The sequence below is a fragment of the Pseudomonas sp. W17 genome (genome assembly GCF_040268305.1).
Taxonomy (GTDB): domain Bacteria; phylum Pseudomonadota; class Gammaproteobacteria; order Pseudomonadales; family Pseudomonadaceae; genus Aquipseudomonas; species Aquipseudomonas protegens.
Genome location: NZ_CP158490.1, coordinates 3,959,267 through 3,983,112 on the forward strand (window position 1 = coordinate 3,959,267; position 23,846 = coordinate 3,983,112).

At 66.6% G+C, this 23,846-nt stretch carries 24 protein-coding genes; 6 read left to right on the top strand and 18 right to left on the bottom strand.

Annotated elements, in window-relative coordinates; translation table 11 throughout:
* Positions 1 to 33 precede the first annotated feature (33 nt).
* The 4 genes from ABCR88_RS18170 to iolC form a co-directional block, all read right to left on the bottom strand.
* Positions 34 to 855 carry a TIM barrel protein gene (locus ABCR88_RS18170; RefSeq protein ID WP_350402955.1) on the bottom strand — a complete coding sequence of 274 codons (822 nt, stop codon included), beginning with the start codon at positions 853 to 855 and terminating at the stop codon, positions 34 to 36.
* Between the two features lie 36 nt (positions 856 to 891).
* Entirely contained in the window at positions 892 to 1,698 is an 807-nt protein-coding gene (gene iolB, locus ABCR88_RS18175) for a 5-deoxy-glucuronate isomerase (protein ID WP_015635313.1), read from the bottom strand.
* Complete coding sequence (gene iolE / locus ABCR88_RS18180) at positions 1,695 to 2,603, bottom strand: myo-inosose-2 dehydratase (RefSeq protein ID WP_015635312.1); 909 nt, start codon at positions 2,601 to 2,603, stop codon at positions 1,695 to 1,697. Before iolE ends, iolB begins: the two co-directional genes overlap by 4 nt.
* Before the next feature lie 130 nt (positions 2,604 to 2,733).
* Positions 2,734 to 4,674: a 5-dehydro-2-deoxygluconokinase gene (iolC, locus tag ABCR88_RS18185; RefSeq protein ID WP_350402957.1), complete on the bottom strand. Its 1,941-nt coding sequence runs from the start codon at positions 4,672 to 4,674 to the stop codon at positions 2,734 to 2,736.
* A gap of 315 nt (positions 4,675 to 4,989) precedes the next feature.
* On the opposite strand from iolC, the gene ABCR88_RS18190 reads away from it, so the two are divergent.
* On the top strand, positions 4,990 to 5,910 hold the full coding sequence (locus ABCR88_RS18190) for a MurR/RpiR family transcriptional regulator (protein WP_011060881.1): 921 nt from the start codon (positions 4,990 to 4,992) through the stop codon (positions 5,908 to 5,910).
* Positions 5,911 to 5,929: 19 nt separating this feature from the next.
* Here the strand turns inward: ABCR88_RS18190 and ABCR88_RS18195 are convergent, their stop codons facing one another.
* The 3 genes from ABCR88_RS18195 to ABCR88_RS18205 form a co-directional block, all read right to left on the bottom strand.
* Positions 5,930 to 6,199 carry a hypothetical protein gene (locus tag ABCR88_RS18195; protein ID WP_053157953.1) on the bottom strand — a complete coding sequence of 90 codons (270 nt, stop codon included), beginning with the start codon at positions 6,197 to 6,199 and terminating at the stop codon, positions 5,930 to 5,932.
* A gap of 15 nt (positions 6,200 to 6,214) precedes the next feature.
* Positions 6,215 to 7,135: a DHH family protein gene (locus ABCR88_RS18200; protein ID WP_350402960.1), complete on the bottom strand. Its 921-nt coding sequence runs from the start codon at positions 7,133 to 7,135 to the stop codon at positions 6,215 to 6,217.
* Positions 7,136 to 7,210: 75 nt separating this feature from the next.
* Positions 7,211 to 8,680: a PLP-dependent aminotransferase family protein gene (locus ABCR88_RS18205; RefSeq protein WP_041117745.1), complete on the bottom strand. Its 1,470-nt coding sequence runs from the start codon at positions 8,678 to 8,680 to the stop codon at positions 7,211 to 7,213.
* 92 nt (positions 8,681 to 8,772) lie between these two features.
* Between ABCR88_RS18205 and ABCR88_RS18210 the strand changes: the two genes are divergently transcribed.
* Together ABCR88_RS18210 and ABCR88_RS18215 are read left to right on the top strand one after the other, a co-directional pair.
* Positions 8,773 to 9,996: a multidrug effflux MFS transporter gene (locus ABCR88_RS18210; protein ID WP_350402962.1), complete on the top strand. Its 1,224-nt coding sequence runs from the start codon at positions 8,773 to 8,775 to the stop codon at positions 9,994 to 9,996.
* Positions 9,997 to 10,254: 258 nt separating this feature from the next.
* A complete protein-coding gene (locus ABCR88_RS18215; RefSeq protein WP_350402964.1) occupies positions 10,255 to 10,866 on the top strand; it encodes a glutathione S-transferase in 612 nt (203 codons plus the stop codon).
* 104 nt (positions 10,867 to 10,970) lie between these two features.
* On the opposite strand, the gene hcnC is transcribed toward ABCR88_RS18215, so the two are convergent.
* From hcnC to ABCR88_RS18245, 6 genes are all read right to left on the bottom strand, one after another.
* Positions 10,971 to 12,224: a cyanide-forming glycine dehydrogenase subunit HcnC gene (gene hcnC, locus ABCR88_RS18220; protein WP_015635308.1), complete on the bottom strand. Its 1,254-nt coding sequence runs from the start codon at positions 12,222 to 12,224 to the stop codon at positions 10,971 to 10,973.
* Complete coding sequence (gene hcnB, locus ABCR88_RS18225; protein ID WP_011060874.1) at positions 12,217 to 13,626, bottom strand: cyanide-forming glycine dehydrogenase subunit HcnB; 1,410 nt, start codon at positions 13,624 to 13,626, stop codon at positions 12,217 to 12,219. Before hcnB ends, hcnC begins: the two co-directional genes overlap by 8 nt.
* Complete coding sequence (hcnA, locus tag ABCR88_RS18230) at positions 13,623 to 13,940, bottom strand: cyanide-forming glycine dehydrogenase subunit HcnA (RefSeq protein WP_011060873.1); 318 nt, start codon at positions 13,938 to 13,940, stop codon at positions 13,623 to 13,625. Before hcnA ends, hcnB begins: the two co-directional genes overlap by 4 nt.
* Positions 13,941 to 14,329: 389 nt before the next feature.
* Positions 14,330 to 15,271: a hypothetical protein gene (locus tag ABCR88_RS18235; RefSeq protein ID WP_350024007.1), complete on the bottom strand. Its 942-nt coding sequence runs from the start codon at positions 15,269 to 15,271 to the stop codon at positions 14,330 to 14,332.
* A gap of 190 nt (positions 15,272 to 15,461) precedes the next feature.
* Positions 15,462 to 15,848 carry a hypothetical protein gene (locus tag ABCR88_RS18240; RefSeq protein ID WP_041117737.1) on the bottom strand — a complete coding sequence of 129 codons (387 nt, stop codon included), beginning with the start codon at positions 15,846 to 15,848 and terminating at the stop codon, positions 15,462 to 15,464.
* Positions 15,849 to 15,886: 38 nt separating this feature from the next.
* Entirely contained in the window at positions 15,887 to 16,228 is a 342-nt protein-coding gene (locus ABCR88_RS18245; protein ID WP_041117735.1) for a hypothetical protein, read from the bottom strand.
* Between the two features lie 181 nt (positions 16,229 to 16,409).
* On the opposite strand from ABCR88_RS18245, the gene ABCR88_RS18250 reads away from it, so the two are divergent.
* Both ABCR88_RS18250 and ABCR88_RS18255 read left to right on the top strand, forming a co-directional pair.
* Positions 16,410 to 17,093 carry a response regulator transcription factor gene (locus ABCR88_RS18250; protein WP_011060869.1) on the top strand — a complete coding sequence of 228 codons (684 nt, stop codon included), beginning with the start codon at positions 16,410 to 16,412 and terminating at the stop codon, positions 17,091 to 17,093.
* Positions 17,071 to 18,465 carry a HAMP domain-containing sensor histidine kinase gene (locus ABCR88_RS18255; RefSeq protein ID WP_350402969.1) on the top strand — a complete coding sequence of 465 codons (1,395 nt, stop codon included), beginning with the start codon at positions 17,071 to 17,073 and terminating at the stop codon, positions 18,463 to 18,465. The genes ABCR88_RS18250 and ABCR88_RS18255 overlap by 23 nt, the downstream gene beginning before the upstream one ends.
* A 208-nt stretch (positions 18,466 to 18,673) precedes the next feature.
* On the opposite strand, the gene ABCR88_RS18260 is transcribed toward ABCR88_RS18255, so the two are convergent.
* From ABCR88_RS18260 to ABCR88_RS18275, 4 genes are all read right to left on the bottom strand, one after another.
* The gene (locus tag ABCR88_RS18260) at positions 18,674 to 19,315 is read right to left on the bottom strand and encodes a trimeric intracellular cation channel family protein (RefSeq protein WP_015635302.1); all 642 of its coding nucleotides are present in this window, start codon (positions 19,313 to 19,315) and stop codon (positions 18,674 to 18,676) included.
* Between the two features lie 177 nt (positions 19,316 to 19,492).
* Complete coding sequence (locus ABCR88_RS18265; protein ID WP_015635301.1) at positions 19,493 to 19,753, bottom strand: DUF1652 domain-containing protein; 261 nt, start codon at positions 19,751 to 19,753, stop codon at positions 19,493 to 19,495.
* 1 nt (position 19,754) lies between these two features.
* Positions 19,755 to 20,006 carry a CsbD family protein gene (locus ABCR88_RS18270; protein ID WP_350402971.1) on the bottom strand — a complete coding sequence of 84 codons (252 nt, stop codon included), beginning with the start codon at positions 20,004 to 20,006 and terminating at the stop codon, positions 19,755 to 19,757.
* Positions 20,007 to 20,142: 136 nt separating this feature from the next.
* Positions 20,143 to 21,630 carry a helix-turn-helix transcriptional regulator gene (locus ABCR88_RS18275; protein WP_350402972.1) on the bottom strand — a complete coding sequence of 496 codons (1,488 nt, stop codon included), beginning with the start codon at positions 21,628 to 21,630 and terminating at the stop codon, positions 20,143 to 20,145.
* Positions 21,631 to 21,835: 205 nt separating this feature from the next.
* Between ABCR88_RS18275 and ABCR88_RS18280 the strand changes: the two genes are divergently transcribed.
* Entirely contained in the window at positions 21,836 to 22,378 is a 543-nt protein-coding gene (locus ABCR88_RS18280; RefSeq protein ID WP_232642384.1) for a GNAT family N-acetyltransferase, read from the top strand.
* Positions 22,379 to 22,404: 26 nt separating this feature from the next.
* Here ABCR88_RS18280 and ABCR88_RS18285 read toward each other — a convergent pair whose 3' ends face one another.
* Positions 22,405 to 23,718, bottom strand: a complete 1,314-nt coding sequence (locus tag ABCR88_RS18285; RefSeq protein WP_019094278.1) for a sigma-54-dependent Fis family transcriptional regulator — start codon at positions 23,716 to 23,718, stop codon at positions 22,405 to 22,407.
* Between the last annotated feature and the right edge of the window lie 128 nt (positions 23,719 to 23,846).

Here is a 23,846-nt window from a genome sequence, read left to right on the forward strand (position 1 = left end):
GCAGAAGCCGGCTTGCCGGCGCCTACAAGGGGGTCAGGCCAGCGCCTGGCGCAGGTGCTGGATACTGCGCTCCAGAGCCTGCTGCAGGTCCGGTCGCTCGTGAACGCTCGCGGCAAAGGGCTCGAAGGACAGGTAGCCGCGGTAACCGCCCGCCAGCAACGCGGCGATCTGCGTCGTGTTGCCCAGCCGGTCCGCCGCGCCCACCAGCACCCGATGACCGTCCCGCAGCGCTGCCAGAGGCAGTGGCGGCCCCTCGACACCGGAGAGATGCACCAGCCCGGTGAGCTCGGCGAACAGCTGGGGTTCGCCAGCCAGTGTGTGGTGGAAGGTGTCGTGCACCAGGCTCAGCACATCCAGCGCGCCCACGGCGCGGATCGCGTCCACGGCGCTGCGCTTGTCACGCAGGGCGCACTCGGCAAACCCCAGGGGTTCGACAAAACCGTGCAGGCCATGCTGGCGAAGAACCTCCGCGATCCGGGTCAGGGCGGCCGCCAGCCCCTGGGCCCGCTGGCCCGCGCTGCGCCGGTCGCCGGGGTCGTTCAGCGGGCACAACACCAGGCCCTCGGCACCGCAGGCGCGGGCATAACCGGCCAGGTGCAGCAACTGCTGGCGGCGCTGTTCATCCCACAGGTCGAAGGGGTACAGGGCATTGATCGACAGCAGCCGGATGCCACGCTGCTCACACAGCTCGCGGACCTGCTCGGGGGGCGTGCCATCCTCGATCTCCACACCCTTGAGGTCATTGCGCAGCTCCACTGCATCGATCTTCAAGGCCAGTGCCAGGTCAAGAAAATCCGCCAGAGGCAGGTGCGGTGCGACCATTCGGTTCAAGGCAAAACGCAAAGGCTGAGTCATGTTCCAGCTCCCCGAAAATCGGCAAAGGTGCGTCGTTCACAGATCCAGCAGCCAGCTGTGCCGGGGGTCGTTATGGAACTGCCAGACCCGCTTCGGCCCGGCCATCACGTTCAGGTAATAGGACTCGTAGCCATAGGGCACGCTGACCGGGTGGTAGCCCCTGGGCACCACCACCAGGTCGTGGTGCTCCACCGCCATGGCCTCGTCCAGGCTGCGGTCGTCGGTGTAGACCCGCTGGAAGACAAAGCCCTGGGGCGGGTTGAGCTGGTGGTAATAGGTCTCCTCCAGAAAGCTCTGGTGCGGCAGGTCGTCGGTGTCGTGCTTGTGCGGTGGGTAGCTGGAGGAATGCCCGGACGGCGTGCGCACCTCCACCACCAGCAGGGAATGGGCCGGCTCGCTGTCGGGCAGGATGTCGCAGACGTAGCGAGTATTGGCGCCCTTGCCGCGCACGCTGCGCTTGCATTGTTCCGGGCGGATCAGCCGTGGGCCGAGGTCGTTATCGACTGCCCCCGGGGCGGCACACACAGCGATCTGCACATCGCTCAAGGCGGTGACCCGGGCCCGACTGCCCGGCGGCAGGTAGGCTGCAAAGGGGGATTTGTCTTCGAACACCGATTGCCGGTCACCCAGGTTGGGCCACTGGAAGGCGCCCTGGGACGCTTCGCCCTGCACATCGATGCGGCCGCTGAGCAGCACCAGGCACAGCTCCTTGTCGCCGGCGCTGACCGGCAGGCTTTCCCCCAGGCCCAGGCGGTAGGCACTGAACCCCACGTATTCCAGGGCGCCCTCTTGCAGCTGGACCATGGTCCGGCCCTTTGCAGCGCTTTTAACCAGCAGGCTCATTGGGCAGCCCTCCTGCGTTGCAGCGCGGCATCCAGCAGGGCCCGCAGGGTGTCGTAACCTTTTTTCGCATAGACGTAGCTCGGCGCCACCGCCGGGTCCTGCTCGGCCTCCACTACCAGCCAGCCCTGGTAGCCAGCGTCCAGCAGCACATCGAGCAAGGGAGCGAAGTCAATGTCGCCATCGCCCGGCACGGTAAAGGTGCCGTTGACGATGCAGTCGGGGAAGCTCCACAGGTTGTTGCGCGCCAGTTGCACCACCGGCTTGCGCACGTCCTTGAAGTGCACATGGCACACCCGCCCGATATGCCGGCGCAGCACCTCCAGGGGTTCGCCGCCGCCCATGTAGCAATGGCCCGAATCGAAAAGCAGGCCGACTTCCTCGCCGGTCAGGCGCATCAGCGTGTCGATGTCCGCCGGGGACTCGACGTAGGCGCCCATGTGGTGGTGATAGGCCAGGCGCACGCCCTGGGACAGGGTGAAACGCGCCAGCTCCGTGAGTTTGTCCGCGTAATCCTGCCAGGCCTGTGCACTGTGCCAGCGCGGGCGCTCGATCAGACGCACCGGCAAGCCCTGGATCGAGTCGGCCACTTCGCCGTAGACCAGCACCGAGGCGCCGTTGCGTTTGAGCAGTTCAACGTGGCTGGCAATGGCGTCGATTTCCTCGGCCACCGAACGCCGGGCCAGGCGGCTGGAGTACCAGCCCGAGACCAGCGCCAGGTCATAAGGGCGCAACACATCGCCCACGCCCTTGGCGTCCTTGGGGAACTTGCCGTTGAGTTCGAAGCCTTGGTAACCGATCTCGCGCCCTTCGCTGAGGGCGGTGCTCAAGGGCGTTTCACCGCCCAGGGCCGGCAGGTCGTCGTTGCTCCAGGAGATCGGGTTGATGCCAATTCGGATCGCGGGCATGGCTGCACCTTTTGTTGTTATTCATGAAAGCGTGGAGAACGGCCTCGCACTGGTAGGAGCTGGCTTGCCAGCGAAGGCGCCGGCGAACCTGGCACCTGGCTCAAGACCCTCTTCGCCGGCAAGCCGGCTCCTACACAGGGCGGGCGCTGCGCCAGGCGTTGATCAGTTGCTCGAAGGTGCCCTGCACTTGCCGGATCAGGGTGTCGTCGTCGATCTCCCCCGCCAGCCAGGCTCGGCTGGGCTCCTGGAAAATCGTGCGGCCCACGGCAAACCCCCGGCAGGTGCGGCTGTCGGCCGCTTGCCGGAAGCCCTCGGCTAGGGCTTCGGCCGAGGCATTCAGGCCCAGCAGCACCACGCCACGGCAATAGGGGTCGCGCTCCTGGATCAGCTCATCGAGCTTTTTCCATTCCTCGGCCGACTGCGCCTCGATCTTCCACCACGCGGGGTAGATGCCCAGGTTGTAAAGGCGCTTGAGGCTGCGGTAGAGCACCTCGGGATGAGCCCCGGGCAGGTCCCTGGGCGGGATGATTTCCAGCAGCAGTTCATGCCCGCTGACCTGGGACGCCTGGTAAAGGCCACGGATCTGCGCTTCCTGCTCCAGGCGCAGCAGGGGTTCGTCGTCCGGGTGAAATTGCACCAGGCACTTGATGATCTGTTCCTGGGGCCAGGCGATCAGGTTGCTGCCCACCGAGCGCCCGTGCTCGAACGCCAGGGGCCGCGAGCCCTGCACTTCCACCGGGCGCGCCACCCACCAGCCGCGCCCAGTGGCGGCGTTCAGCGCTTCCTGGCCGAAGCGCTGGTCGGCCAGCAGGCCGACATCGGCCTCGATGCCCTGGCGCCGCAGGTCGGCTTCGACCCGCTGCACCGCTTCTATGAAGAGTTGCTTGAGCTGACCGATGGCCTTGAGCTCGCGCCCACCTTGCTGCGCCAGTTCCACCAGTTGCCCACGGTGGTCGAAGGCAAAGACGAACAGCGGCTTCCAGGCCTTGCGCGGTACGCTGACCTGATGCAGGCGTTGCAGCACCGGGTCCTGGTCGGCACGGGTGATGGGCACCGGGCTGCTGAACAGATAGTCCAGTTCGGCCCGGGTCGGCATCGCCGGGGCACAGGCGTGGCGCGACACCACCAGGCCGCCGCAGGCGTTGGCCAACTGGCAGCAGCGCTCGTCACTGGCCTCTTCCAGCCAGCCACTGAGGAAGCCGGACATGAAGGCATCGCCGGCACCCAGTACGTTGAGCACCTCCACCCGCACGCCGGGGTAGATCGCCCCGTCTTCCAGGCGCGCCGGAATCTCGCCGTGGATCACCGTGCACCCTTGCGGGCCAAGCTTGACCACCAGGGTCGCGGCGCTCAGGGAACGCACGGTGCGCAAGGCCGTCAGCAGGTCGTCGCTGCCACCGGCAATCAGGAATTCCTCTTCGGTGCCGACGATCAGGTCGAAGCGCGGCAGGATGCCCTGCACATGCTGGCTGACCTGCGGGTCGGCCACGAACCGGGTCTGGCCGTCGGCCTTGCCCGCCAGGCCCCAGAGCACCGGCCGGTAGTCGATGTCCAGGACCCGCTTGACCCCGTGCTTTTGCGCGTAGTCCAGGGCCTGCAGGCTGGCCCGGTAGACGCCGTCGGTGGAGAAATGGGTGCCGGTGATCAGCAGGGCCTTGCTGGAGGCAATGAAGGCTTCGTCGATGTCGGCGGCGCACAGCGCCATGTCCGCGCAGTTCTCGCGGTAGAACACCAGGGGGAAGGTTTCGCGGTCCTTGAGGCCCAGCAGGACCAGGGCGGTGAGGCGCTGCGGGTCGACCTTGACGGCGCTGACGTCGCAGCCTTCGCGCACCAGCGACTCCAGCAAGAAGCGCCCCATGTGGTCGTCACCAACCCGGCTCAGCATCGCCGACTTGAGGCCCAGCCGCGCAGTGCCAAAGGCAATGTTCGCCGACGAGCCGCCTAGGTATTTGGCAAAGCTTGCGACGTCCTCCAGCCGGGCCCCCACTTGCTGCGCGTAGAGGTCGACGCCCAGGCGTCCGAGGCAGATCAGATCCAATTGACGCCCACTGGCAAAACGAGTCTGGCCCATGCTGGCTCCTGTTATTTTTATCAGCCGCTGCCTGCCGTCGCGCACTGCCCCGGCAGGCCTACTTGGTGGATGCAGACTAGAACGTCTCCCGGCACCAATCAATATTTATTCTATAAATTTTTTACGTGGAATATTTTTTCCATTAAACTTTTCTGCAATGCCCAAGGCTGCGCCGTGCATCGTTTCAGCAAGGCGCCCGGGGCCGGGCCCCTCAAGATTTTCCCGGCGCCGACCCTGTAGACTGCCCGCAGCCCATTTATTGTCAGGGGGCGACGCCCGCGGTCGCTCCCATCAGTACCCTCAGAAGGATCCGTTATGTCCCGCACCGATCAGCCGGCCCTGTCCGATCGCACGCCCGAGAGCGACCTTGCCAGCCCTCCGGCCAATGCCGAGCGGCTGCTGCAGTTGATCACCGAGGAGTACGAGAGCCTGCCGCGCCAGCTCAAGCGCATCGCCAGCTACATGAGCCAGCAGAGCGACCGGATCATGGTCGACCGGATCAGCGACATCGCCCGCGAGTGCGAGGTGCACCCTTCGGCCATCGTGCGTTTTTCCCAGCGTTTCGGCTTCAGCGGCTTCAGTGAAATGCAGGCGCTGTTCCGCCAGGCCTACACCCACAAGGCCACGCCGGTGCAGAACTACCAGCAGCGCATCCGCAGCCTGATCGCCAACAAGTCGCAGAAGGCCAGCGACGGCGACCTGGCGCGCGACTGCATCAGCGCCACCCTGTCGGGGATCGAGCGCCTGGGCCTGGAGCTGGACGACGCGGCCTTCGAGCAGGCCGTGGACCTGGTGGTCAACACCGACAATATCTATGTGGTGGGGGTGCGCCGCTCCTTCGCCGTGGCCGACTACCTGGTGTACAACCTGCAGCACACCAACAAGCGCATCCACCTGGTGTCGGGGCTGGGGGGCAGCTACCGCGAGCAGATGCGCAGTATCCGCCCCAACGACCTGGTGATCGCCATCAGCTTCACCCCCTACGCCAAGGAAACCCAGCACTGCCTGCGCATTGCTCAGCACAACCAGGCCAAGACCCTGATCATCACCGACAGCACCCTGTCGCCCCTGGCCAAGCGCGCCAACAGCGTGCTGCTGGTCAACGAGGGCAGCTCCTTCGCCTTCCGCTCACTGAGCGCCACCCTGTGCCTGTGCCAGGCGCTGTTCATTGCCGTGGCCTACCGCCTGGAATTGAAGATGGACGAGATTCACGAACAGGGCGGCTTCGACGACTAGCCCTTCGGCTGGCGCGGCGCTATTCGTAGATCTTGCCGCAGTACAGGAACACCGCGAAGCGCTGCCAGGGCGAAGCCTCCACCAGCCCCTGGGTGGCACCGATGCCGGTGGCCTCGGCCCAGGCGTGGGCGCCGTCGAGAAAATCCTCGATGCAATGGTTCTGCCAACTGTCGGCCTCGCCGGCCTGGGCCATGCGCTGCGCCTGGCGGCGGTCGGCAATCAGCGCCTGGACGAAGTCGAGGAAGCTCTGCTCGTCATGCACCTGCTGCAAGCATTGTTCAAGGTCCATTGGGGCTCTCCGGGGTCAGGACGTTGCCTGGAGCGCCAGGCCCTTGCGCAGCAGTTCCTTGCGCAGGATCGGCCGGCCCGGGCAATGCACGCCGTCCAGGGTGCTGCACTCTAGCAGCCGTTCCAGCTTGCGGGCACTGCCCGGGCTGCCGGTCAGCAGGTAGCTCGTGCCTTCGCCGAGGCTGATCAGGTTCAGCAGCCATTCATCGCCCCACTGCCCCAGCACCTGCTCGATCAGGCTGCGCTGGCGCACCAGCAGGCCCTGGGCATGCCACAGGGTCAGTTGGGCGAAACGCCGCGGCAGGTTGCTGGACGCTTCGAACACTTTCAGGTCCTTGAGCAGGGCCTCGGGCAGTTGCGCTTCGATCTGCTGCTGGCACTGCTTGAAATAGTCTTCGGGCCAGTCGGGGCCCAGGCCGGCCAGCGCGGCCAGGTCGGCGTAGGCCTGGCGGTCCGCCGCGGTGCACCCCTGGTCGGTGAAGTTCAGGGTGTTGTCGAGAATGCCCGCCGCCAGCAGTTGCGCGCTGTCGCGGCTGATCCTGGGCAGCAATCCGGAGTCGCGCCAGCGCTGGTAGACCTGGGTACAGGCGGCGCCGATCTGGCGGATATCCGCGTGCTGGCCCAGGCGCTCGGCCCAGAAGGCCTCGAACCCCGGGTGATGGTCGATGACCTCCACCACCCGGTCCAGGTCTACCAGCGGGTCCAGGTGCAGGTGGTTGGAAATGTCCACCAGCACGAACTGCTCGGTCCCTTGTGGAACATGGGCGTCCAGCCCCTTGAGACGCTGGCGGAAAGTGCCCGGGATGCTCTCATTGAGCGGCGCGCTGCTCAGGGCCCGGGCCGGGCGGCCGCTGAGGTTGAGCCATTCGGTATAGGCAATGCAGCCAGCGTAGGCGTCGATATCCAGATAAGCCGCGCCGGCGGTGACAATGATCATGACGTCCCTGTAATCCACAAAGGCCGGAGGCCGGGGCGCCGAGGGTGCCTGAGCCACATGACAGCCAGATGACAGTCAGCGGCCCTCTACAGGCCCTGCCTCGGCCACCAGCAGCGCCGCCAGCCGCGAGCCGCTGAAGCGGATCTGCGCCAGGCTCAGAGCCGCGTAGCCGACGATCACCGCCGCCGGCCGGCGCACCTGCTGGCAGTGCTCGGCCAGGCCCTGCAACAGCAGGCCCTGCTGGGCCGCCCGCTGGCGAAAGCGCGCCTCATCGCTGCCCGGCGGCAACGTCAGCAGCAGGTGCAGCCCGGCCTGCTGGCCGCTGATGCTGTAGCAGCCCGGTGCTTCACTGGCGAGGATCGCCAGCAGCAGGTCGCGGCGTTCCTGATAGGCCTGGCGCGCCGCCCGCAGATTGCGCAGGAAGGCGCCGCTGGCGATGTAGTCGGCCAGGGCCAGTTGCTCGATCACCCCCACCGAGCGCCCGGTGTCCTGCAAGGTGGCCAGCAACCGCGGGCGCAGGCGCTCGGGCAGCAGCATGAACCCTACCCGCAGGCCGGCGAACAGGGTCTTGTTGAAGCTGCCGCAGTAGATGACGCGGTCGTCCCGGTCCAGGGACTTGAGGGCCGCCAGGGGCGCGCTCTGGTAGTTGAATTCGCTGTCGTAGTCGTCCTCCACCACCCAGGCCTCGCTGTGCCTGGCCCACTCCAGCAGGGCCAGGCGCCGGGACACCGGCATGGTCATGCCCAGGGGCGCCTGATGGGCCGGGGTGACATAGACCATGCGGGCATCCTGGTGGTGTTGCAGCTGCTGTACATCGATCCCGTCCTCCTCCACCGCAATCGGCACCAGCCGCGCTCCGGCCAGGGCGAACAGGCGCCTGGCCGACAGGTAGCCGGGGTCTTCGAGGCAGACCTTGTCGCCCGCTTGCAGCAGGCTGCGGGCCAGCAGGTCGAGGCCATGGCGGATGCCGGTGGTGATCATCACCTGCTGCGGCTCGCAGGCGATGCCCCGGTGCTGCCCCAGGTACTGGGCGATCTGCTGGCGCAGGGCCGGCAGGCCGCCGGGGTCGGCGTCCCACAGCGACTGCGCCGAGGTATTGCCCAGGGCCCGGGTCAGGGAGCGGGTCCAGCGTTGCAGGGGAAACAGCGCCGGGTCGGCCAGCCGGGCGACAAACGGCTGGCCGGCCCGCACGCTGAGCGGCGGGTACGGTGGTTCGCTCTCGCTGACGATGGGTGCCGCCGCCCGTGCCGGGGCGCTCAGGTACAGGTCCGGCACCACCGCGCAGACCCGGGTCCCGGAACCGCTGGCCCGGCTCACATAACCTTCGCTGCGCAAGCGGTCGAAGACCACTTCCAGGGTGCCCCGGGACAGGCCCCAGCGCTGGGCCAGGGTGCGGGTCGAGGGCAAGCGGCAGCCGGCAGGCAGGCGTTTTTCCAGGATCGCCTGGCGCAGGGCACTGTAGGCGCTGTCCTGTTTGCCCGGGGCTTCATCGCAGTGCTGGGGCAGCGGCAGGTCGAGGGGCACGGGGTGTTTTCCACGGCTCATAGTGGTCCAGTCAAAAGCGGCCTAAATGGTGCTCGGCATTAAACCACAAACCCCTTAATTTCAGCGCCATCGCCCTCTGCCCCGAGCCTGCCATGCCGCCCGCCAGCCCCATCACCACCCACTCCATCGCTGTTGAACGCCCCCTCGCCCCCTGGCTATGGACCCTGTTGCTGCTGGTGGTGGTCTGCCTGCCGCGGATCAGCATCGACCTGTACCTGCCGGCGCTGCCGGCCATGGCCGACCAACTGGGGGCCAGCGACGCCCAGCTGCAACTGACCCTGAGCCTGTACATGCTCGGCTATGCCCTGTCGATGCTGCTGGGTGGCCCGCTGTGCGACCGCTATGGCCGGCGCCCGGTACTGCTGGCGGGCACAGCGCTGTTTCTCGCGGCCAGCCTGGCCTGCATGCTGGCCGCCAGTGTCGAAGTACTGATGGCCGCCCGCCTGCTGCAGGCCCTGGGCGGTTGCTGCGGCACCCTGGTGGGCCGGGTCATGGTCCGCGACCGCTGCCCGCCCGAGGAGCAGCCGCGGCTGCTGGGGCTGTTGTCCATGGGCATTGCCCTGTCGCCAATGCTGGCACCGCCCCTGGGCAGCCTGATCGACCAGTTGCTGGGCTGGCGTGGCCTGTTCCTGTGCCTGAGCCTGGTGGCCGCGACGGCCTGGCTGCTGATGTTCAAGCGGCTGGCCGAAACCCGCCCGCCGCAGCTCGCGCCAGTGGCCGTGAAAAGCCTGCCGCGCCTGTACCTGCGCCTGCTGGGCGAGGCCTACTTCATGCGCTATTCCCTGGCCATCGGCTGCCTGTACTGCACCTACTTCCCGTTCATTGTGCAATCGCCGGCCCTGTTGCAGCGCCAGCTGGGGCTGTCGCCCACGGCCTACGCCCTGGTGTTCGCCGCCACCGTAGCCGGCTACCTGATGGGGTCGCGTCTGTTCCAGCGCCTGGGGGTACGCCACAGTGCCGACCGCCTGATCACCGCGGCCTGCCTGTTGAACCTGGCCGGCGCCGGCCTGTTGCTGCTCACCCGCAGCCTGTGGCCCGACAGCCTGTGGGCCATCGTGCTGCCGATGCTGGCGCTGATGCTCTCGGTGGGCCTGGCGATTCCCGCCTGCCAGCTGGCGATTCTGCAGCCCTATGCGGCGGTGGCCGGCACCGCCTCGGGGCTGTTCTTCTTTATCCAGATGGCCATGACCGCCGGCTGCGGGCTGCTGGCCAGCCTGCTGGCGGACAGCCCGGCGGGCTCGCTGCAGGCCCTGACCGGCCTGTTCAGCCTGGCCCTGGGGCTGGCCTGGTGGTGCCTGCGGCCACGGCGGCGGTAGGCGCCGGCTCAGAACGCCTTCCTGCACCCCTGTAGCCGCTGCTGAGCCTACAAAGCTGCGAAAGGCCGGGCCGCGTTCGGTACGAGGGGCCTTGCTTGGCGGCCTCCTGCCGAACCTCGGGCGCCCTCAAGCCTCCCGCGTCTTCTTCGCAGCCTGCGGCAGCGGCTACAGGTTTGCACTGTGCAAGGTTGCTTCAATACCGCTAAATTGACCGCGCCTTTCCCATCCGTTGTGCCGTTCAAGACAAGGAAATACGTGATGAAGCTTATTGGAATGCTCGATTCACCCTACGTGCGCCGCGTCGCCATCAGCCTCAAGAGCCTGGGCCTGCCCTTCGAGCATCACTCGCTTTCGGTGTTCAGCACCTTCGAGCAGTTCAAGGCGATCAACCCCGTGGTCAAGGCCCCGAGCCTGGTCTGCGAGGGCGGTGAAGTGCTGATGGATTCAAGCCTGATCATCGACTACCTGGAAACCCTGGCCGGCCCGCAACGCAGCCTGATGCCCACCGCCCTGCCCCAGCGCCTGCGTGAGCTGCGGCTGGTCGGCCTGGCCCTGGCGGCCTGCGAGAAGTCGGTACAGATCGTTTACGAGCGCAACCTGCGCCCCGCGGAGAAACAGCACGGCCCCTGGCTGGAGCGGGTTGGCGGCCAGTTACAGGCCGCCTATGGCGAGCTGGAGCAGGAGTTGCAGAAACAACCCCTGCCCCGGGACGGTTCCCTGGGCCAGGCCGGCATCAGCCTGGCGGTGGCCTGGAGTTTCAGCCAGATGATGGTGGCGGACCAGTTCAACCCCGGACAATTCCCGGCAGTACGCGGCTTTGCCGAGTACGCCGAACAATTGCCGGTGTTCCTCGCCACCCCCGCCACCTGAGCCACACCCTCCCCGTAGGAGCCGGCTTGCCGGCGAAGAGGCCTGCAAGCCTTGCAGCGCCTTCGAAGACGCCTTCGCTGGCAAGCCAGCTCCTACAGCAGCGGTCAGGCCGGTTCGGGCTGTTTCTTCACGGGGGCAGTGGCGAAGCGCCGGGCCAGGAAGGGGGTGATGTCCAGCGGCAGGGCTTCTTCGTTCACCAGTTTGTCCAGCAACACGCCGGTGATGGCCGAGGTCAGGATGCCGGTGCGGAAGTGCCCACAGGCATTGAGGTAGCCTTCGACCCCATCCATCGGCCCGAGGATCGGCAGCTCATCCGGCGAACCCGGGCGCAACCCCGCCCAGCAGCGCTTGAGGTTGACATGGGCCAGCTCCGGTACACAGCGCACTGCGCCCTGCACCAGGCCGTTGATCTCCGGGTAGGTGGTGGTGACGTCGAAGCCCTTGTCCTCGGTGGTACTGCCGATCAGGATCTCGCCGTTGTCCTTCTGCGCCATGTAGCAGTCGCTGGTGGTGAGGCAGCCGTTGAGCAGCTTGGGCATGCGCTCGGTGAGAAGGATCTGGCCCTTCACCGGCTTCACCGGAATCTCGATGCCGGTGGCCTGCAGGCTCAGCTCGGCGGCCCAGGCGCCGGCAGCGTTGATCAGGGTCGTGCAGCGGAACAATCCGGCAACGTCGGTTTTCACCCCGCTGACCCGATTGCCCTGGTGCAGGACCCCGGTGACGTTGGTGTTGAAGTACACATCCACGCCGTTCTGGCGTGCGCCTTCGGTGTAGGCGTCGGTGAGGCGGAACGGGTTGACCTGGTGGTCGCAGAGGAACTCCAGGGCGCCCTGGGCTTCATGGCTGACATTGGGTTCCGAGGCGCGCAGGGCCGCCTGGTCGAGCCAGCGCACCTGGTCGCTCAGGTGCGGGATGCAACCGACGATGTGCTCGGCGTACAGGCGATCTTCCTCGTCATAGATGACGAACTTGAGCCCGGTCTGCTCGAACTTGAAATCCATGTTGTGCAGGCCCATCAGCTCGCGGTGCAGGCGTGGGTACAACTCGTTGGACTGCAGGGCGAAGTCGAAGAACGACTGCGGCAGGATGTGCGGAGTGCTGGAATCCACCACCACCGCCGAACCCTGGGCCTCGCGCTTGCGGTTGGCCGACATCATGCGAAAGAAGATCACCCCGCAGCCCAGCCCCACCGACTCGCCGATGGCCCACAGGCCGCCGGCCGAAGCGCGGCTGGCGTTGCCCGGGCGCTTGGCGTCGATCAGCGCCACCTTCAGGTCCTTGCGCTTGGACAACTGGTAGGCGCAGGAAGCGCCGATCACACCGCCACCGGCAATGACCACGTCGTAATGCTTAATCATGCTGGGAGACCTCCTGGTCAGATGGCGGGAACGCGGAAAATGGAATCGGGTCCAGGGGGAAGCGCGGGCGGATCCAGCCCACGTCCTTGCGCCCGGTGGCCTGGCGCAGGCGGTCGCTGCAGTAGCCCACGCACATGCGCCCCTGGCAGTCGCCCATGCTCACCCGGGTGCGCATTTTCAGGCTGGCCATGTCCTGCACGCCCTGGCTCAGGGCACGCTCGATGTCGTTGCGGGTGGTGTGTTCGCAACGGCAGATCACGGTGTCGCCCTTGGGCAGCTCTACCTGCCCGGCGCCACGCGCGGTATAGCGGTCCACCGCACCACGAAAACGCAGGATCGAGGCCAGCTTGCGCTCGTAACCCTGGCGCCGTTGCAGGGCCGCTTCGTTGCTCAGTACGCCACGCTGCATGAGGATCGACAGCGCGGCGATACGCCCGCTGAGCATGGCCGCCTCGCCGCCGCGGATGCCGCCCATGTCGCCGGCCAGGTGCACGTGGGGCTCGCTGCTCTGCTGCCAGGCGTTGGCGCTGGCGCGCAGGTAGCCGTCGTCGCTGAAGTTGTGTTCCAGGCCCATCTGCTGGCTCAACTGGGTGCGCGGGATGAAGCCGTAGCCCACCGCCAGGGTCTGGGCAGCAATGCGCTGGGCCTTGGCCATGTCCGGCTGCCAGTCGCTGGAGTACGGCGCCACGGTGACCACGCTCAGGGCGTCCTGGCCCTGGGCTTCGACCACGCCCCAGCCATAGCGCAGGGCGATGCCGTGCAGCTTGAGGTAGGCGAGCATGCTCAGGCCGTCGAGAAACAGTTGCGGCTTGTTGAGCATGGCCAAGCTCTGCTTGGCGATCTTGCCCAGGGCACAAGCCTCGTAGACCCCCGCCACGCGCACGCCGGAAGCATGCAGCTGGCACGCCACCAGGGGCAGCAAAGGGCCGGTACCGGCGATCACCACCGGGCTCTGGGGCTTGACCACCCCGCTCTTGATCTGCAATTGCAGGCCACCCAGCAGCTTGACCCCGGGCAGGGTCCAGCCGGGGAACGGCACACTGCGCTCATGGCAGCCGGCGGCCAGTATCAACTGCTCGTAGCTGACCTGCTGCACCTGCTCTTCGCCATCGAGCAGCACCAGGCTCTGGGTGCCCTCGGCGCCCACTACCCGGCTGTTGAGGCGCACGTCGATCATCTGTTCGTGGTCGGCGAAATCGCCGTGCAGCTTGGCCAGCATTTCGCAGTAGCGCGGCCCCAGGTAATCCAGCTGCACGCCGTCGCGCAGCGGCCCGCGGTAGACCACGCCGCCCAGGCGCGAGGCCTCTTCGATCAGGGTGCTGCGCACACCGTGCTCGGCCAGTTCGATGGCGGCCGCCATGCCCGCCGGCCCACCGCCGACGATCACCGGGTTCAGGCTCATAACGTGGGCTCCGTTTCAGTGATGCGGTTGCTCAGGGTCTGCACCTGCATCCCCGGCTTGACCAGGGTCTGGCAGGCACGGCGCTTGTGCCGGCCGTCGATCTGCACCAGGCAGCAATGGCACACGCCCATGCCGCAGTAGGCGCCGACCAGTTGCCCGTGATCGTTGCGCGCCACCTGGCGCAGGCCGGTGGCCTGGATCACGCTGAGGACGGTTTCACCCAGGGCGGCAGTGACTGGCTGGCCATTGAGGCTGATGGTCATGTCCGCATGCTGCAGCGGCTGAATATCGAAGTTGCGGTCTATCTGACGCATTGTGGGTTCATCCGTGAAAAATGAATGGGGTTGCCGGCGTCCCGCCGTCCATGCTGCTGCGGTCGGGACCGGGCAACGTCCCGGTCCCAAGCTGTTTGTCAGAACCGAGCGCGGGCCAATCTAGTCGGTTTGTCGGACACGGATATTGATCTGGGCCAAGCAAACGGCTGCCTCGCACGGGGCGGTGGCCAGCCCTTGCAAAACTGCGATACCGCGCACAAAAACGCCGCTGGCGGCAATGGCCGGCAGCGGCGTTCGGGAAGGCCCGGGCCCGTTCGGACCGGGCTTTATAGCTTGAATCAGTGCATGAACAGGGCGATCAGAATAATCACCGGGATCGGCACACCGAGGAACCACAAGAGTAATGAGCGCATGGGAAATCTCCTGGATCAGTGAACGGGGGTGGGGGCTACGGTGCGCGGCTGGACATCGCTTTCAAGCCAGACCACGGCGTCCCGACGACGACCGCCAAAGGTCGCCGCGAGGCTGGCGAAGAAGGCCCCGCACAACAGCGCGATAAACATCCACAGCGACGACCAGGCAGCCACCTTGGCTGCGGTGTCGGCAGCTTCCTTGGCGGCCTGCTTGGCCTCTTCCACGGCCTGGCGGGTCTTGGCGAAGACTTCATCGACCCGACGCTCGGCATCGGCCTGGCTGAGGTTGGTGCGCTGAGCCACCAGTTGCGCCAGGTAGCTGCGGTCCTCAGGGGCCAGTTGGCCGTCGTTGCTCAGGGTGCGCACGAAGATCCGCGATACCGTGCCCCGGGCCGCATCATCGCTGACCGCCGCCGGGCGATCGTCGCGGAACAGGCTGTCGACGAAGTAGCCGTAGTCATCCTGGGAACCCTGGGCGGCAGCATGGCCGGCCACCTGGGTCATGGCACCGGCGGCGCCGGAAGCCACCTGGGCGCCGGCATGCACGCCGCCGCTGATGACGCTGCTGACCGACCCCACCACCAAAGTCGCGGTGACCAGGGTGGCCACGGCCCAGGCCAGGAAGCCATGGGCGGTGTCGCGGAAATACACTTCATCGCCATGCAGGTTGGCCCACTTCACCCGCAGGCGCCCGGCGATGTAACCGCCCAGGCCGGCAGCGATGATCTGCGTCACGGCCAGCCAGACAATGCTGGAAATGCCCAGGCCCTTGGCGCTGATGCCGCTGCCGGCCCAGGGCGAAACCGCGGAAAAGCCCAGGCCGAAGCCCAGCAACAGGAGGATCAGCGAAAGAACGGCGGCCGCCGCGGCGCCGGCGAAGATCGCCGCCCAGGACACGCCCGAGTGATGACTCGAGGCATCTGCGGTGGCCAGCAGGTGTTCAGAGGGTCTTTTCATTGTTGTTCAGCTCCAGGCATGAAAAATGGTGTTACACGTCTCGAAGGGACAAGTGCAGCCACCGTGCCAGTTGCACGAACTTTACAAACTCTTTTATTTCAATGAGTTGCGATAAGCAGATAATCCCGGATCGTGCAATTTACCGGCCCGGGAGTTTTCGGGCGGGCGTTCTGCACGGCCCGCCCGGTGCTCAGGCCTGCCGGCTCCGGTAGAGCTCCCGGCCGCGGGTCCAGCACAGGTGCACCACCAGTACCAGGATCCAAAGGGCCAGCAGCAGGTTGCCCACCAGGGTCAATTGCGCGATGCCCTGCCCCCACAAGGTAAAGAGCGGCAATGCCAGCCAGGCCGAACGACGAAAATCCAGCAGCCGCATGATTCCCGGCACGGCCACCGCCATCAGGGCGATGACCAGGACGTCCAGGCCGCGATACGCCAGCATCCAGCGCGCATAGCGGGGGTCGGCAGCATAGGCCTCCAGATAACCCGGCAGGCGCAGCGCCAGATCCACGGCGAGACTCAACAGCAGGCTGGCCACCAAAAGCCACAGCAGGCCTTTGAAACGTGATGCGTAGTTCATTGCACAACACCTTGATACACAGAAGGTCAATCGGGTTTTCAATGTCGCTTGTAGCTCTTGTTGCCACTGGGGGTCAGGCAGTACACCCCGCCCCGGGGCCCAGTGCAGAAACTGCCGCTGCCACAGCTGCAGCCCTGGGCATCGCGCAGCAGGGGCTCGGCCCGGGGGGTAGTGGAGCGCTGGCCGGACATCAGGGCGCAGTTCTTTTTCGACGCGCTGATGGAACCGTCGTTGCACAGGAACAGCTCGCCGTCGCAACGGGCGATGCCGCCCTTGCGCCCGGAACAGGGCTGGTTGGCCGCCAACACCGCGCTGCTGCACAGCACCATCAGGCAGAGAAAGGACATTGGCTTCCAGCCAACCCGGGGCAGGCCCGTCATGGATGTGCCTCCTGGCCATAAAAGTGGCGCGATAATATCAGGCAGCGCGGCCTCTGGCAGGGGCTTGTTCAAGGTCTGGACAGAGGCCTGGAGGCGCAGATGAAAGTTTTTTTAGAATTGCGGCCGCCGTTTCTTGGCAAAATGCCCGCCTGTGTCACGAACCGCCAAACAGGTAACGCCTATGACCCGCATTCTGACCATCGAAGACGACGCCGTGACCGCCCGGGAAATCGTCGCCGAACTGAGCAGCCACGGCCTCGACGTGGATTGGGTGGACAATGGCCGCGAGGGCCTGGTGCGCGCCGTGAGCGGCGACTACGACCTGATCACCCTGGACCGCATGTTGCCGGAACTGGACGGCCTGGCCATCGTCACCACCCTGCGCACCATCGGTGTGTCGACGCCGATCCTGATGATCAGCGCCCTCTCCGACGTCGATGAACGGGTGCGCGGCCTGCGGGCCGGGGGCGACGACTACCTGACCAAGCCCTTCGCCTCCGACGAGATGGCGGCCCGGGTCGAAGTGCTGCTGCGGCGCAAGAACACGGTCAAGGATTTCGACACCAGCCTGCGGGTGGCGGACCTGGAACTGAACCTGATCAGCCGCGAGGCTACCCGCGCCGACCAGTTGCTGAGCCTGCTGCCCACCGAATACAAGCTGCTGGAATTCCTCATGCGCAACACCGGCCAGATTCTCTCGCGGATGATGATCTTCGAGGAGGTCTGGGGCTATCACTTCGACCCCGGTACCAACCTGATCGACGTGCACATCGGCCGCCTGCGCAAGAAGATCGACCCGCCCGGCATGACCCCGTTGATCCGCACCGTGCGAGGCTCGGGTTATGTCATTGCTGAACCCCTCTAAAGGCTGGCGTTCCTCCAGCAGCCGCCTGCTGGCGCTCTACAGCACGCTGTTCGTGGCCTGGAGCTGCATCCTCATGGGGGTGCTGTACTACGAGGTCTCCACCTACCTGGACAGCCTGGCCAAGCACTCGCTGATGCAGCGCCAGCACCTGTTCGCGCGCTTCGAGGGCGACCAGCTGGTGGAAGCCCTGACCACCAGCATGACTTTCGACATGCGCGCCATCGACGCCTACGGCCTGTTCGATGAGCAGCGCCGGCCCCTGAGCGGGCCGATCCGGCAGATACCCGACGACCTGCCCCTGGACGGCAAGATCCACGAACTGAAGAACTGCATCGACTCCGACGACCCGAGCCTGCCCCGCGACAGCTGCGACGCCGTGGCCACCCACACCCGGGATGGCCGCTGGCTGGTGCTGGTGCGCGACAACGGCTCGCTGTTCGCGGTGACCCGGATCATTCTCCACGCCCTGCTCTGGGGCATTTCCCTGACCATCATTCCCGGCGCCGCCGGCTGGCACCTGCTGCGCCGCCGGCCCTTGCGGCGCATCCGCCAGATCCAGGCCAGCGCCGAAGCCATAGTCGCCGGCGACCTGACCCGGCGCCTGCCGCTGTCGGACCGGCGCGACGAGCTGGACATGCTGGCGGCCATCGTCAACGCCATGCTCGAACGCATCGAACGGCTGATGCACGAGGTCAAGGGCGTGTGCGACAACATCGCCCACGACCTGCGCACCCCGCTGACCCGCCTGCGGGCCCAGCTCTATCGCCTGCAGCAACAGGCCGAGGAAGGCTCGCCCCAGGCCCAGCAGATGGACCAGCTGCTGGCCGAGGCCGACACCCTGATGGCGCGCTTTCGCGGGTTGCTGCGGATTTCCGAACTGGAGGACCAGCAGCGGCGCTCGGGCTTCCTGGTGCTCGACCCCCTGCCCCTGCTGCACGAGCTCTATGACTTCTACCTGCCCCTGGCCGAGGAAGGCCAGTTGACCCTGGTGCTGGATGTACCGGCGAGCCTGCCCAGCCTCACCGGTGACCGCGCCCTGTTGTTCGAGGCCCTGGCCAACCTGCTGAGCAACTCCATCAAGTTCACCCCACCGGGGGGCGAAGTGATCCTGCGGGGGATCGACGACGACGGCAGCCCGCGCCTGGAAGTGCTCGACTCAGGCCCCGGAATACCTGCAGCGGAACGGACGGCGGTGTTCCGGCGCTTTTACCGGGTGGATGAAAACAATGCCCAGGGCGGGTTTGGCCTTGGCCTGTCGATCGTCGCGGCGATTGTCAGCCTGCATGGCTTCAAGCTTGAGGTGGGCAGCAGCGAACGCGGCGGCGCGCGCCTGAGCCTGGACTGCCGGCCGAGCCTGATTGCCGACAATTGAGCCCGGCCTCCACCCCCCCATGATCCGGTGCCTGTGACCCTGTGATCCTGTAGCCGCTGCTGAGCCTGCGAAGCTGCGAAAAGGCCGGGCCGCGTTCGGTACGCAGGGCCTTGCTTGGCGATCTTGCGCCAAACCTTCCGCGCTCTCACGCTCCCGGTGTCTTCTGCGTCGCAATCCCGCCCAAGCCGTTCGCAACCTGCATCAGCGGCTACAAGGCCTTGGGCAGTTGCCAGCCGTAGCGCACCGAGAGCATGCGCAGGGCGAAACAGACGGTGCCCGCCAGCCAGGCCGACCATAAAGGCGGCACGCCCAGGCGCCGGGCGATGACCAGGCTGGCCGCGCCGACAAAAGCCGAACTGGCATACAGGTCGACCTGCAGCACCAGGGGAATGCGGGCCAGGACAATGTCGCGAATCACCCCGCCCCCCACCCCGGTCACCGTGCCCATGAGCATCGAGACAAAGGGCGAGATGCCGAAGTTCTGCGCCTTCTGCGTGCCCGCCACGGCAAACAGCCCCAGCCCCGCGGCGTCCAGCAGAATCAGCAGCGGCCCGGACCACCCCAGCACCCAGTCCCGTGCCACGAAGGCCAGCCCGCCCATCAGCAGCGCCAGCGCCGGGTACCGCCAGTCGGCCACGGCCTTGGGCGGCGTGGCGCCAATCAGCAGGTCACGGGTCACCCCTCCGCCAAGGGCGACGATAAAGGCGATCACCATCACCCCCAGCAGGTCCAGTTGGGCGCGCATGGCGCTGATCGCACCCTCCACGGCAAACACCGCAGTGCCCGCCAGATCCGCCACCAGCACGATGTTTTCCAGGCGCCGGGGCAAGCCCTGGGCCCGGGCGTTCATGGGCCCATCCAGAAAAGCGGGGTGATCAGGAAAATACGGCGCGGCAACAGGGTTGAAGGCATGCCCGGGCACCTGCAAAAGGCTGGAGATGACGGCCGGGAACCCGACCGTCGACCCTTTGCTTATAGTTCAGGCCGTGGGCTGTCGCCATCGACCGGCCCCGGTGCAAGGCCGGGTTCAGGGCGCCAGATCGAGCTGGCCCAGGGAGTTGCTGCCCAGCTCATAGAGCAGTTCGTCGATGATCTTCTGCACATCGGCCTCGCTCTGCAGCGCCCGGGCGCTGAGCCCGGTCACCACCAGGTCGACCCGGCCGCTGGCCGGCTCGAACACCCGCAGGGTCAGGGTGCCGTCACCGGCGTTGCTGAAGCTGCAGGCCAGGGGCGCCAGGCGCTGCTCGATACAAGCGCGCAACTGCGCCAGGGTGATGGCCGCCGGCATTTCAGTGGCGCCGCAGCAGCAGGCCCGCCAACAGCCCGACGCCGGCCAGCAGGGCCACGCTCAACAGCGGTTTGTCCCGCACCCAGCGCGCGCCCTGGTCCAGGGCCTGGCCGTACTTTTCCTGCAATTGCCCGGCGGCTTCCCGGGCCATGCCGCGGGCTTGCAGCTGCTCATCATCCAGCCACTCACCCACCACGGCCTCGGCCTTGCCGGCCACCTTGCCCACTGTGCCCTTGATCTGTTCGCTAGCCATGCTGGCGCTCCTTCTACTGCGGTTCATGAATGGCAGAGGCCCGATACAGAGCCCTGCGCAGAATCACAGGATAGAAAGGCCCGCCCCCGGGCAAAAGGCGCATTTGCACTGGTTGCACTGGTGCATTTGCACCGGGTCAGCCGGCACTGCCGGCAAACAGCCCGCGCTCCCGGGCCCAGACAATGGCCTCGCCGCGGCTGTGCACATCGAGCTTGGAGTACAGGGTGGCCACGTGATTGCGCACGGTGTTGGGGGCCAACTGCAGTTGCGCGGCAATTTCCTTGTCCGCCAGCCCCTGGTAGATCAACCCCAGGACCTCGCGCTCGCGGGTGGTGAGCTCAGCAGAGGTTACCCCCGGGGCTTGCGCGCTGCGGGTGTTGCGCACATTGGCAAGCTTTTCGATCAGGGTCTGGCTGAACCAGGAGGCATCACGCATCACCTCCTCGATGGCGCCCACCAGCTCCAGCTCCGAGCGCTTGCGCTCGCTGATGTCCATCAGCACCAGCAGGTAGCAGGGGCTGTCCTGGATCAGCACGGTATCGGCGTAGGCCACGCAGTCCACCTGCTCGGCGCCCTTCTTGCGCACCTTGAGGTCCAGGCCCATGACGTTGCCGCTCTTCTCCAGGCGACCGAACAACTGCTCGGCTGCCTGGGGCTCGGCGATAAAACCGATGTCCTGCACGGTCTTGCCCAGCAGCTCTTCGCTGCTGTAGCCGCAGGTGTCGAGAAAGGCTTCGTTGACATCGACGATCTGCTGCTCGGCGCTGCACACCAGGGTCGGCACCGGGGTCAGGCGGAACGACTTGGCGAAACGCTCCTCGCTCTGGCGCAGGGCGATCTCGGCCTTGCGCCGCGGCTCCAGGTCCATGAAGGAAAACAGCATGCAGTCCTCGTCGTTGATGTCCAGCGGCTGGCCGGCGACGATCACCAGTTTGCTGCCGCCCTCGGGCAGGCGCAGCTCGGCCTGCATCTGCGGGATGGTCGCGCCCTGCCCCAGGCGCTCGACGGCCAGTTCCTTGTGCTCGGCGTCTTCCAGCACGTCCAGCTCGTACACCGAACGGCCGATCACCTGGTCCCGGGCATAGCCGGTCATCTCCAGGAAGCCCTGGTTGACCTTGATGTAGCGCAAATCCCCCAGGCGGCAGATCACCGCCGGCGCCGGGTTGGCGTTGAAGGTCTTCTCAAAGCGCTGCTCGGCGCTGGCCCAGTCGGTGGCGTCACTGAGGATCAGCACCAGGGACTCCGGCGCGCCATTACGGTCCTCGAGGATCATGCTGCGCACCCGGTGCACCCAGTGCCGGGGTTCGCCATCGATCTCGGCCTGGACCTCCACCACCACGTCGCTGAAGGTTTCTCCGGCAGCCACCCGGTTGATGGGGTAGCTGTCCAGGCCCAGTGGATGGTTGTTGCGGTAGCGCAAGGCATAGCGCCGGGCGTATTCGCGCAGATTGCCGCCCAACTGCTCGACCGTGCTGACGCCGTGCATGGCCAGGGCCGCTTCATTGGCCCAGAGCAGGGTCCGGGCCTTGTCGGTCTCGATCAGGATCACCCCGTCGGACAGGCCGGAGATGATCTGCTGCAATTGGCGGCGGTTGGTTTCGGTGGCAAGTACGGCCTGGCTCATGGCATCTCCGGAAGAACCCGACGCTGCGCCAAACATCCCGCACGCCGGAAAAAAGGGGGCTGCAACTACGACCACGGCGCGCCGCCATCGTGCCCCGGCGCGAGCGCTGGAGCCCCTTTGGGCAACGGAGTAAGCTGCCCCGTCCGGATTGCGGGCCAGCCGCCAGCCCGGCGACACCGGCCAGCCGCCCCTCGAGGAATGACGCATGATCACCATCCGTGAAGCCGACAGCCGCGATATCGACACCCTCCAGGCCATTGGCTGCGCCACCTACCGCGAGCACTTCGCCGCGATCTGGAGCACCGAAGGCATGCAGCAGTTCCTGGCCCAGGACTTCGCCCCCGCCCCCCTGGAACAGTCCCTGGCCGACAAGCACCTGCACCTGTGGCTGCTGGCCCTGGACCCGCAGCAGCAGCCCATCGGTTTTGCCAAGCTCAACTGGAACCGGCCACTGCCCGATGGAGCCCGGCGCGGGGCCGAACTGCAGAAGATCTATCTGCTCAAGTCCGAGGCCGGCAAGGGCTATGGCCGCCGGTTGCTGGAGCATGTGCTGCAACGGGCCAGCGCTGCCGGTGAGCCCTGCCTGTGGCTGGACGTGCTCAAGAGCAACAGCGGCGCCCGGCGCTTCTATGAAAGCGCCGGCCTGCGGCAGGTCGACGAGGTGCCGTTCAGCACCGACCTGGAGCAGATCGGCATGTGGGTGATGGCCTGCGACCTGCCCCTCCAGAACCACCCCGCCCCAGGCTGAGGCGGCCCTGCCAGCCTCGCCCGCCGCTACAGACCCAGGGCCTTGAGCCGCCGGTACAGGGTCCGCTCGCTCAGGCCCAGGGCCCTGGCCAGCTCACTGCGCGAACCCTCGAACACCTCCAGGGCATGGGCCAGTTGCTCCAGGTCCTTGTTGCCGCGGCGGCGGCCGGGGGGCGCTGGTGCCGGCGTGCTGCGCAGCTCCGGCGGCAGGTCCGCCAGGCGGATCACCCCGTCGTCGCTGAACAGCCGCGCCCGTTCGAGGATGTTGCGCAGCTCGCGGATATTGCCCGGGTAGGTGTACAGGCTCAGTTGGGCCAGGGCCTGGGGATCGACCCGCGGCACTACCCCGGGGTCAAGCCGGCGCAGCAGGCTGTCGATCAGCAGTGGCAGGTCGTCGCTGCGTTCGCGCAAGGCCGGCAGGCGGATCGGGAAGGCACTGATGCGGTAGTACAGGTCCTGGCGGAAGGTGCCGGCGGCGACCATTTCCTTGAGCGGCTTGTGGGTCGCCGCCACCAGGCGGAAATCCGAGTGCACGGTGCGCAGGCTGCCCACCGGGCGAAAGCTGCCGGACTCGATCAAGCGCAGCAGTTTGACCTGCATGGCCAGGGGTACTTCGCCGATCTCGTCGAGAAACAGGGTGCCGCCATGGGCGGCTTCGGCCAGGCCGATCTTGCGCTGCAGGGCACCGGTGAAGGCGCCCTTTTCATAACCGAACAATTCGCTTTCCAGCAGGCTTTCGGTAAGCCCGGTGCAGTCCACCACCACCAGTGGCCCGCTGGCCCGGGGGCTGCCGTCGTGCAGGGCACGGGCGAACAGCTCCTTGCCGGTGCCGGATTCACCCTGGAGCAATACCGGGATCGGCGCCGGCGCCGCCCGCTGCAAGGCGCTCAAGGCTTCGTTGAAGGCCGGCGAGCGCCCCACCAGGCCCTTCTGCTGGGGTTGTACCGAGGCCACGGCCACCGAACTCAGGCGCTCGACATAGGCCACCACCGTGCCGTCTTGGCCAATGATCGGCCGCAGCTCCACGTCCACATGTTCCGGCCCCCGGGGCGTGTGGTGGATGTGCAGCATGCGTTCCGGCACGCGGCTGTCATGGGCCTTGCGCATCGGGCAATGCTCGCCGGCCTGGTCGCAGGGCACGGCGAACTGATGGGACACCCGGTAGCACTTGGCGCCCACGTGGGGCTTGCCGGCAACGCCGAACTGACGCTGGTAGGCGGTGTTGGCGGCGATGATGTTGTAGTCGGTGTCCAGCACTATGGTGGGCTGCGGGTCGTGTTCGAGGTAGGACACCAGGGCGGACATCGGTGGCGGGACTAGGTCGGTGGCAATCAGGGACATGGGCAACTCCGGGGCAGAGGCGGCAGCTTAAAGCATGGGCGCCGTCACTGCCATTTTCTGCCAGTAACTGCCAAATGACTGCCAATCCCGGGTGACAGTCCTGGCGACAACACATCACCAGGGGGCTG

Excerpts from the sequence above, each read along its gene's own strand:
- ABCR88_RS18170 (WP_350402955.1), bottom strand. The coding sequence starts at position 855 with ATGACTCAGCCTTTGCGTTTTGCCTTGAACCGAATGGTCGCACCGCAC.
- iolB (WP_015635313.1), bottom strand. The coding sequence starts at position 1,698 with ATGAGCCTGCTGGTTAAAAGCGCTGCAAAGGGCCGGACCATGGTCCAG.
- iolE (WP_015635312.1), bottom strand. The coding sequence starts at position 2,603 with ATGCCCGCGATCCGAATTGGCATCAACCCGATCTCCTGGAGCAACGAC.
- iolC (WP_350402957.1), bottom strand. The coding sequence starts at position 4,674 with ATGGGCCAGACTCGTTTTGCCAGTGGGCGTCAATTGGATCTGATCTGC.
- ABCR88_RS18190 (WP_011060881.1), top strand. The coding sequence starts at position 4,990 with ATGTCCCGCACCGATCAGCCGGCCCTGTCCGATCGCACGCCCGAGAGC.
- ABCR88_RS18195 (WP_053157953.1), bottom strand. The coding sequence starts at position 6,199 with ATGGACCTTGAACAATGCTTGCAGCAGGTGCATGACGAGCAGAGCTTC.
- ABCR88_RS18200 (WP_350402960.1), bottom strand. The coding sequence starts at position 7,135 with ATGATCATTGTCACCGCCGGCGCGGCTTATCTGGATATCGACGCCTAC.
- ABCR88_RS18205 (WP_041117745.1), bottom strand. The coding sequence starts at position 8,680 with ATGAGCCGTGGAAAACACCCCGTGCCCCTCGACCTGCCGCTGCCCCAG.
- ABCR88_RS18210 (WP_350402962.1), top strand. The coding sequence starts at position 8,773 with ATGCCGCCCGCCAGCCCCATCACCACCCACTCCATCGCTGTTGAACGC.
- ABCR88_RS18215 (WP_350402964.1), top strand. The coding sequence starts at position 10,255 with ATGAAGCTTATTGGAATGCTCGATTCACCCTACGTGCGCCGCGTCGCC.
- hcnC (WP_015635308.1), bottom strand. The coding sequence starts at position 12,224 with ATGATTAAGCATTACGACGTGGTCATTGCCGGTGGCGGTGTGATCGGC.
- hcnB (WP_011060874.1), bottom strand. The coding sequence starts at position 13,626 with ATGAGCCTGAACCCGGTGATCGTCGGCGGTGGGCCGGCGGGCATGGCG.
- hcnA (WP_011060873.1), bottom strand. The coding sequence starts at position 13,940 with ATGCGTCAGATAGACCGCAACTTCGATATTCAGCCGCTGCAGCATGCG.
- ABCR88_RS18235 (WP_350024007.1), bottom strand. The coding sequence starts at position 15,271 with ATGAAAAGACCCTCTGAACACCTGCTGGCCACCGCAGATGCCTCGAGT.
- ABCR88_RS18240 (WP_041117737.1), bottom strand. The coding sequence starts at position 15,848 with ATGAACTACGCATCACGTTTCAAAGGCCTGCTGTGGCTTTTGGTGGCC.
- ABCR88_RS18245 (WP_041117735.1), bottom strand. The coding sequence starts at position 16,228 with ATGACGGGCCTGCCCCGGGTTGGCTGGAAGCCAATGTCCTTTCTCTGC.
- ABCR88_RS18250 (WP_011060869.1), top strand. The coding sequence starts at position 16,410 with ATGACCCGCATTCTGACCATCGAAGACGACGCCGTGACCGCCCGGGAA.
- ABCR88_RS18255 (WP_350402969.1), top strand. The coding sequence starts at position 17,071 with ATGTCATTGCTGAACCCCTCTAAAGGCTGGCGTTCCTCCAGCAGCCGC.
- ABCR88_RS18260 (WP_015635302.1), bottom strand. The coding sequence starts at position 19,315 with ATGAACGCCCGGGCCCAGGGCTTGCCCCGGCGCCTGGAAAACATCGTG.
- ABCR88_RS18265 (WP_015635301.1), bottom strand. The coding sequence starts at position 19,753 with ATGCCGGCGGCCATCACCCTGGCGCAGTTGCGCGCTTGTATCGAGCAG.
- ABCR88_RS18270 (WP_350402971.1), bottom strand. The coding sequence starts at position 20,006 with ATGGCTAGCGAACAGATCAAGGGCACAGTGGGCAAGGTGGCCGGCAAG.
- ABCR88_RS18275 (WP_350402972.1), bottom strand. The coding sequence starts at position 21,630 with ATGAGCCAGGCCGTACTTGCCACCGAAACCAACCGCCGCCAATTGCAG.
- ABCR88_RS18280 (WP_232642384.1), top strand. The coding sequence starts at position 21,836 with ATGATCACCATCCGTGAAGCCGACAGCCGCGATATCGACACCCTCCAG.
- ABCR88_RS18285 (WP_019094278.1), bottom strand. The coding sequence starts at position 23,718 with ATGTCCCTGATTGCCACCGACCTAGTCCCGCCACCGATGTCCGCCCTG.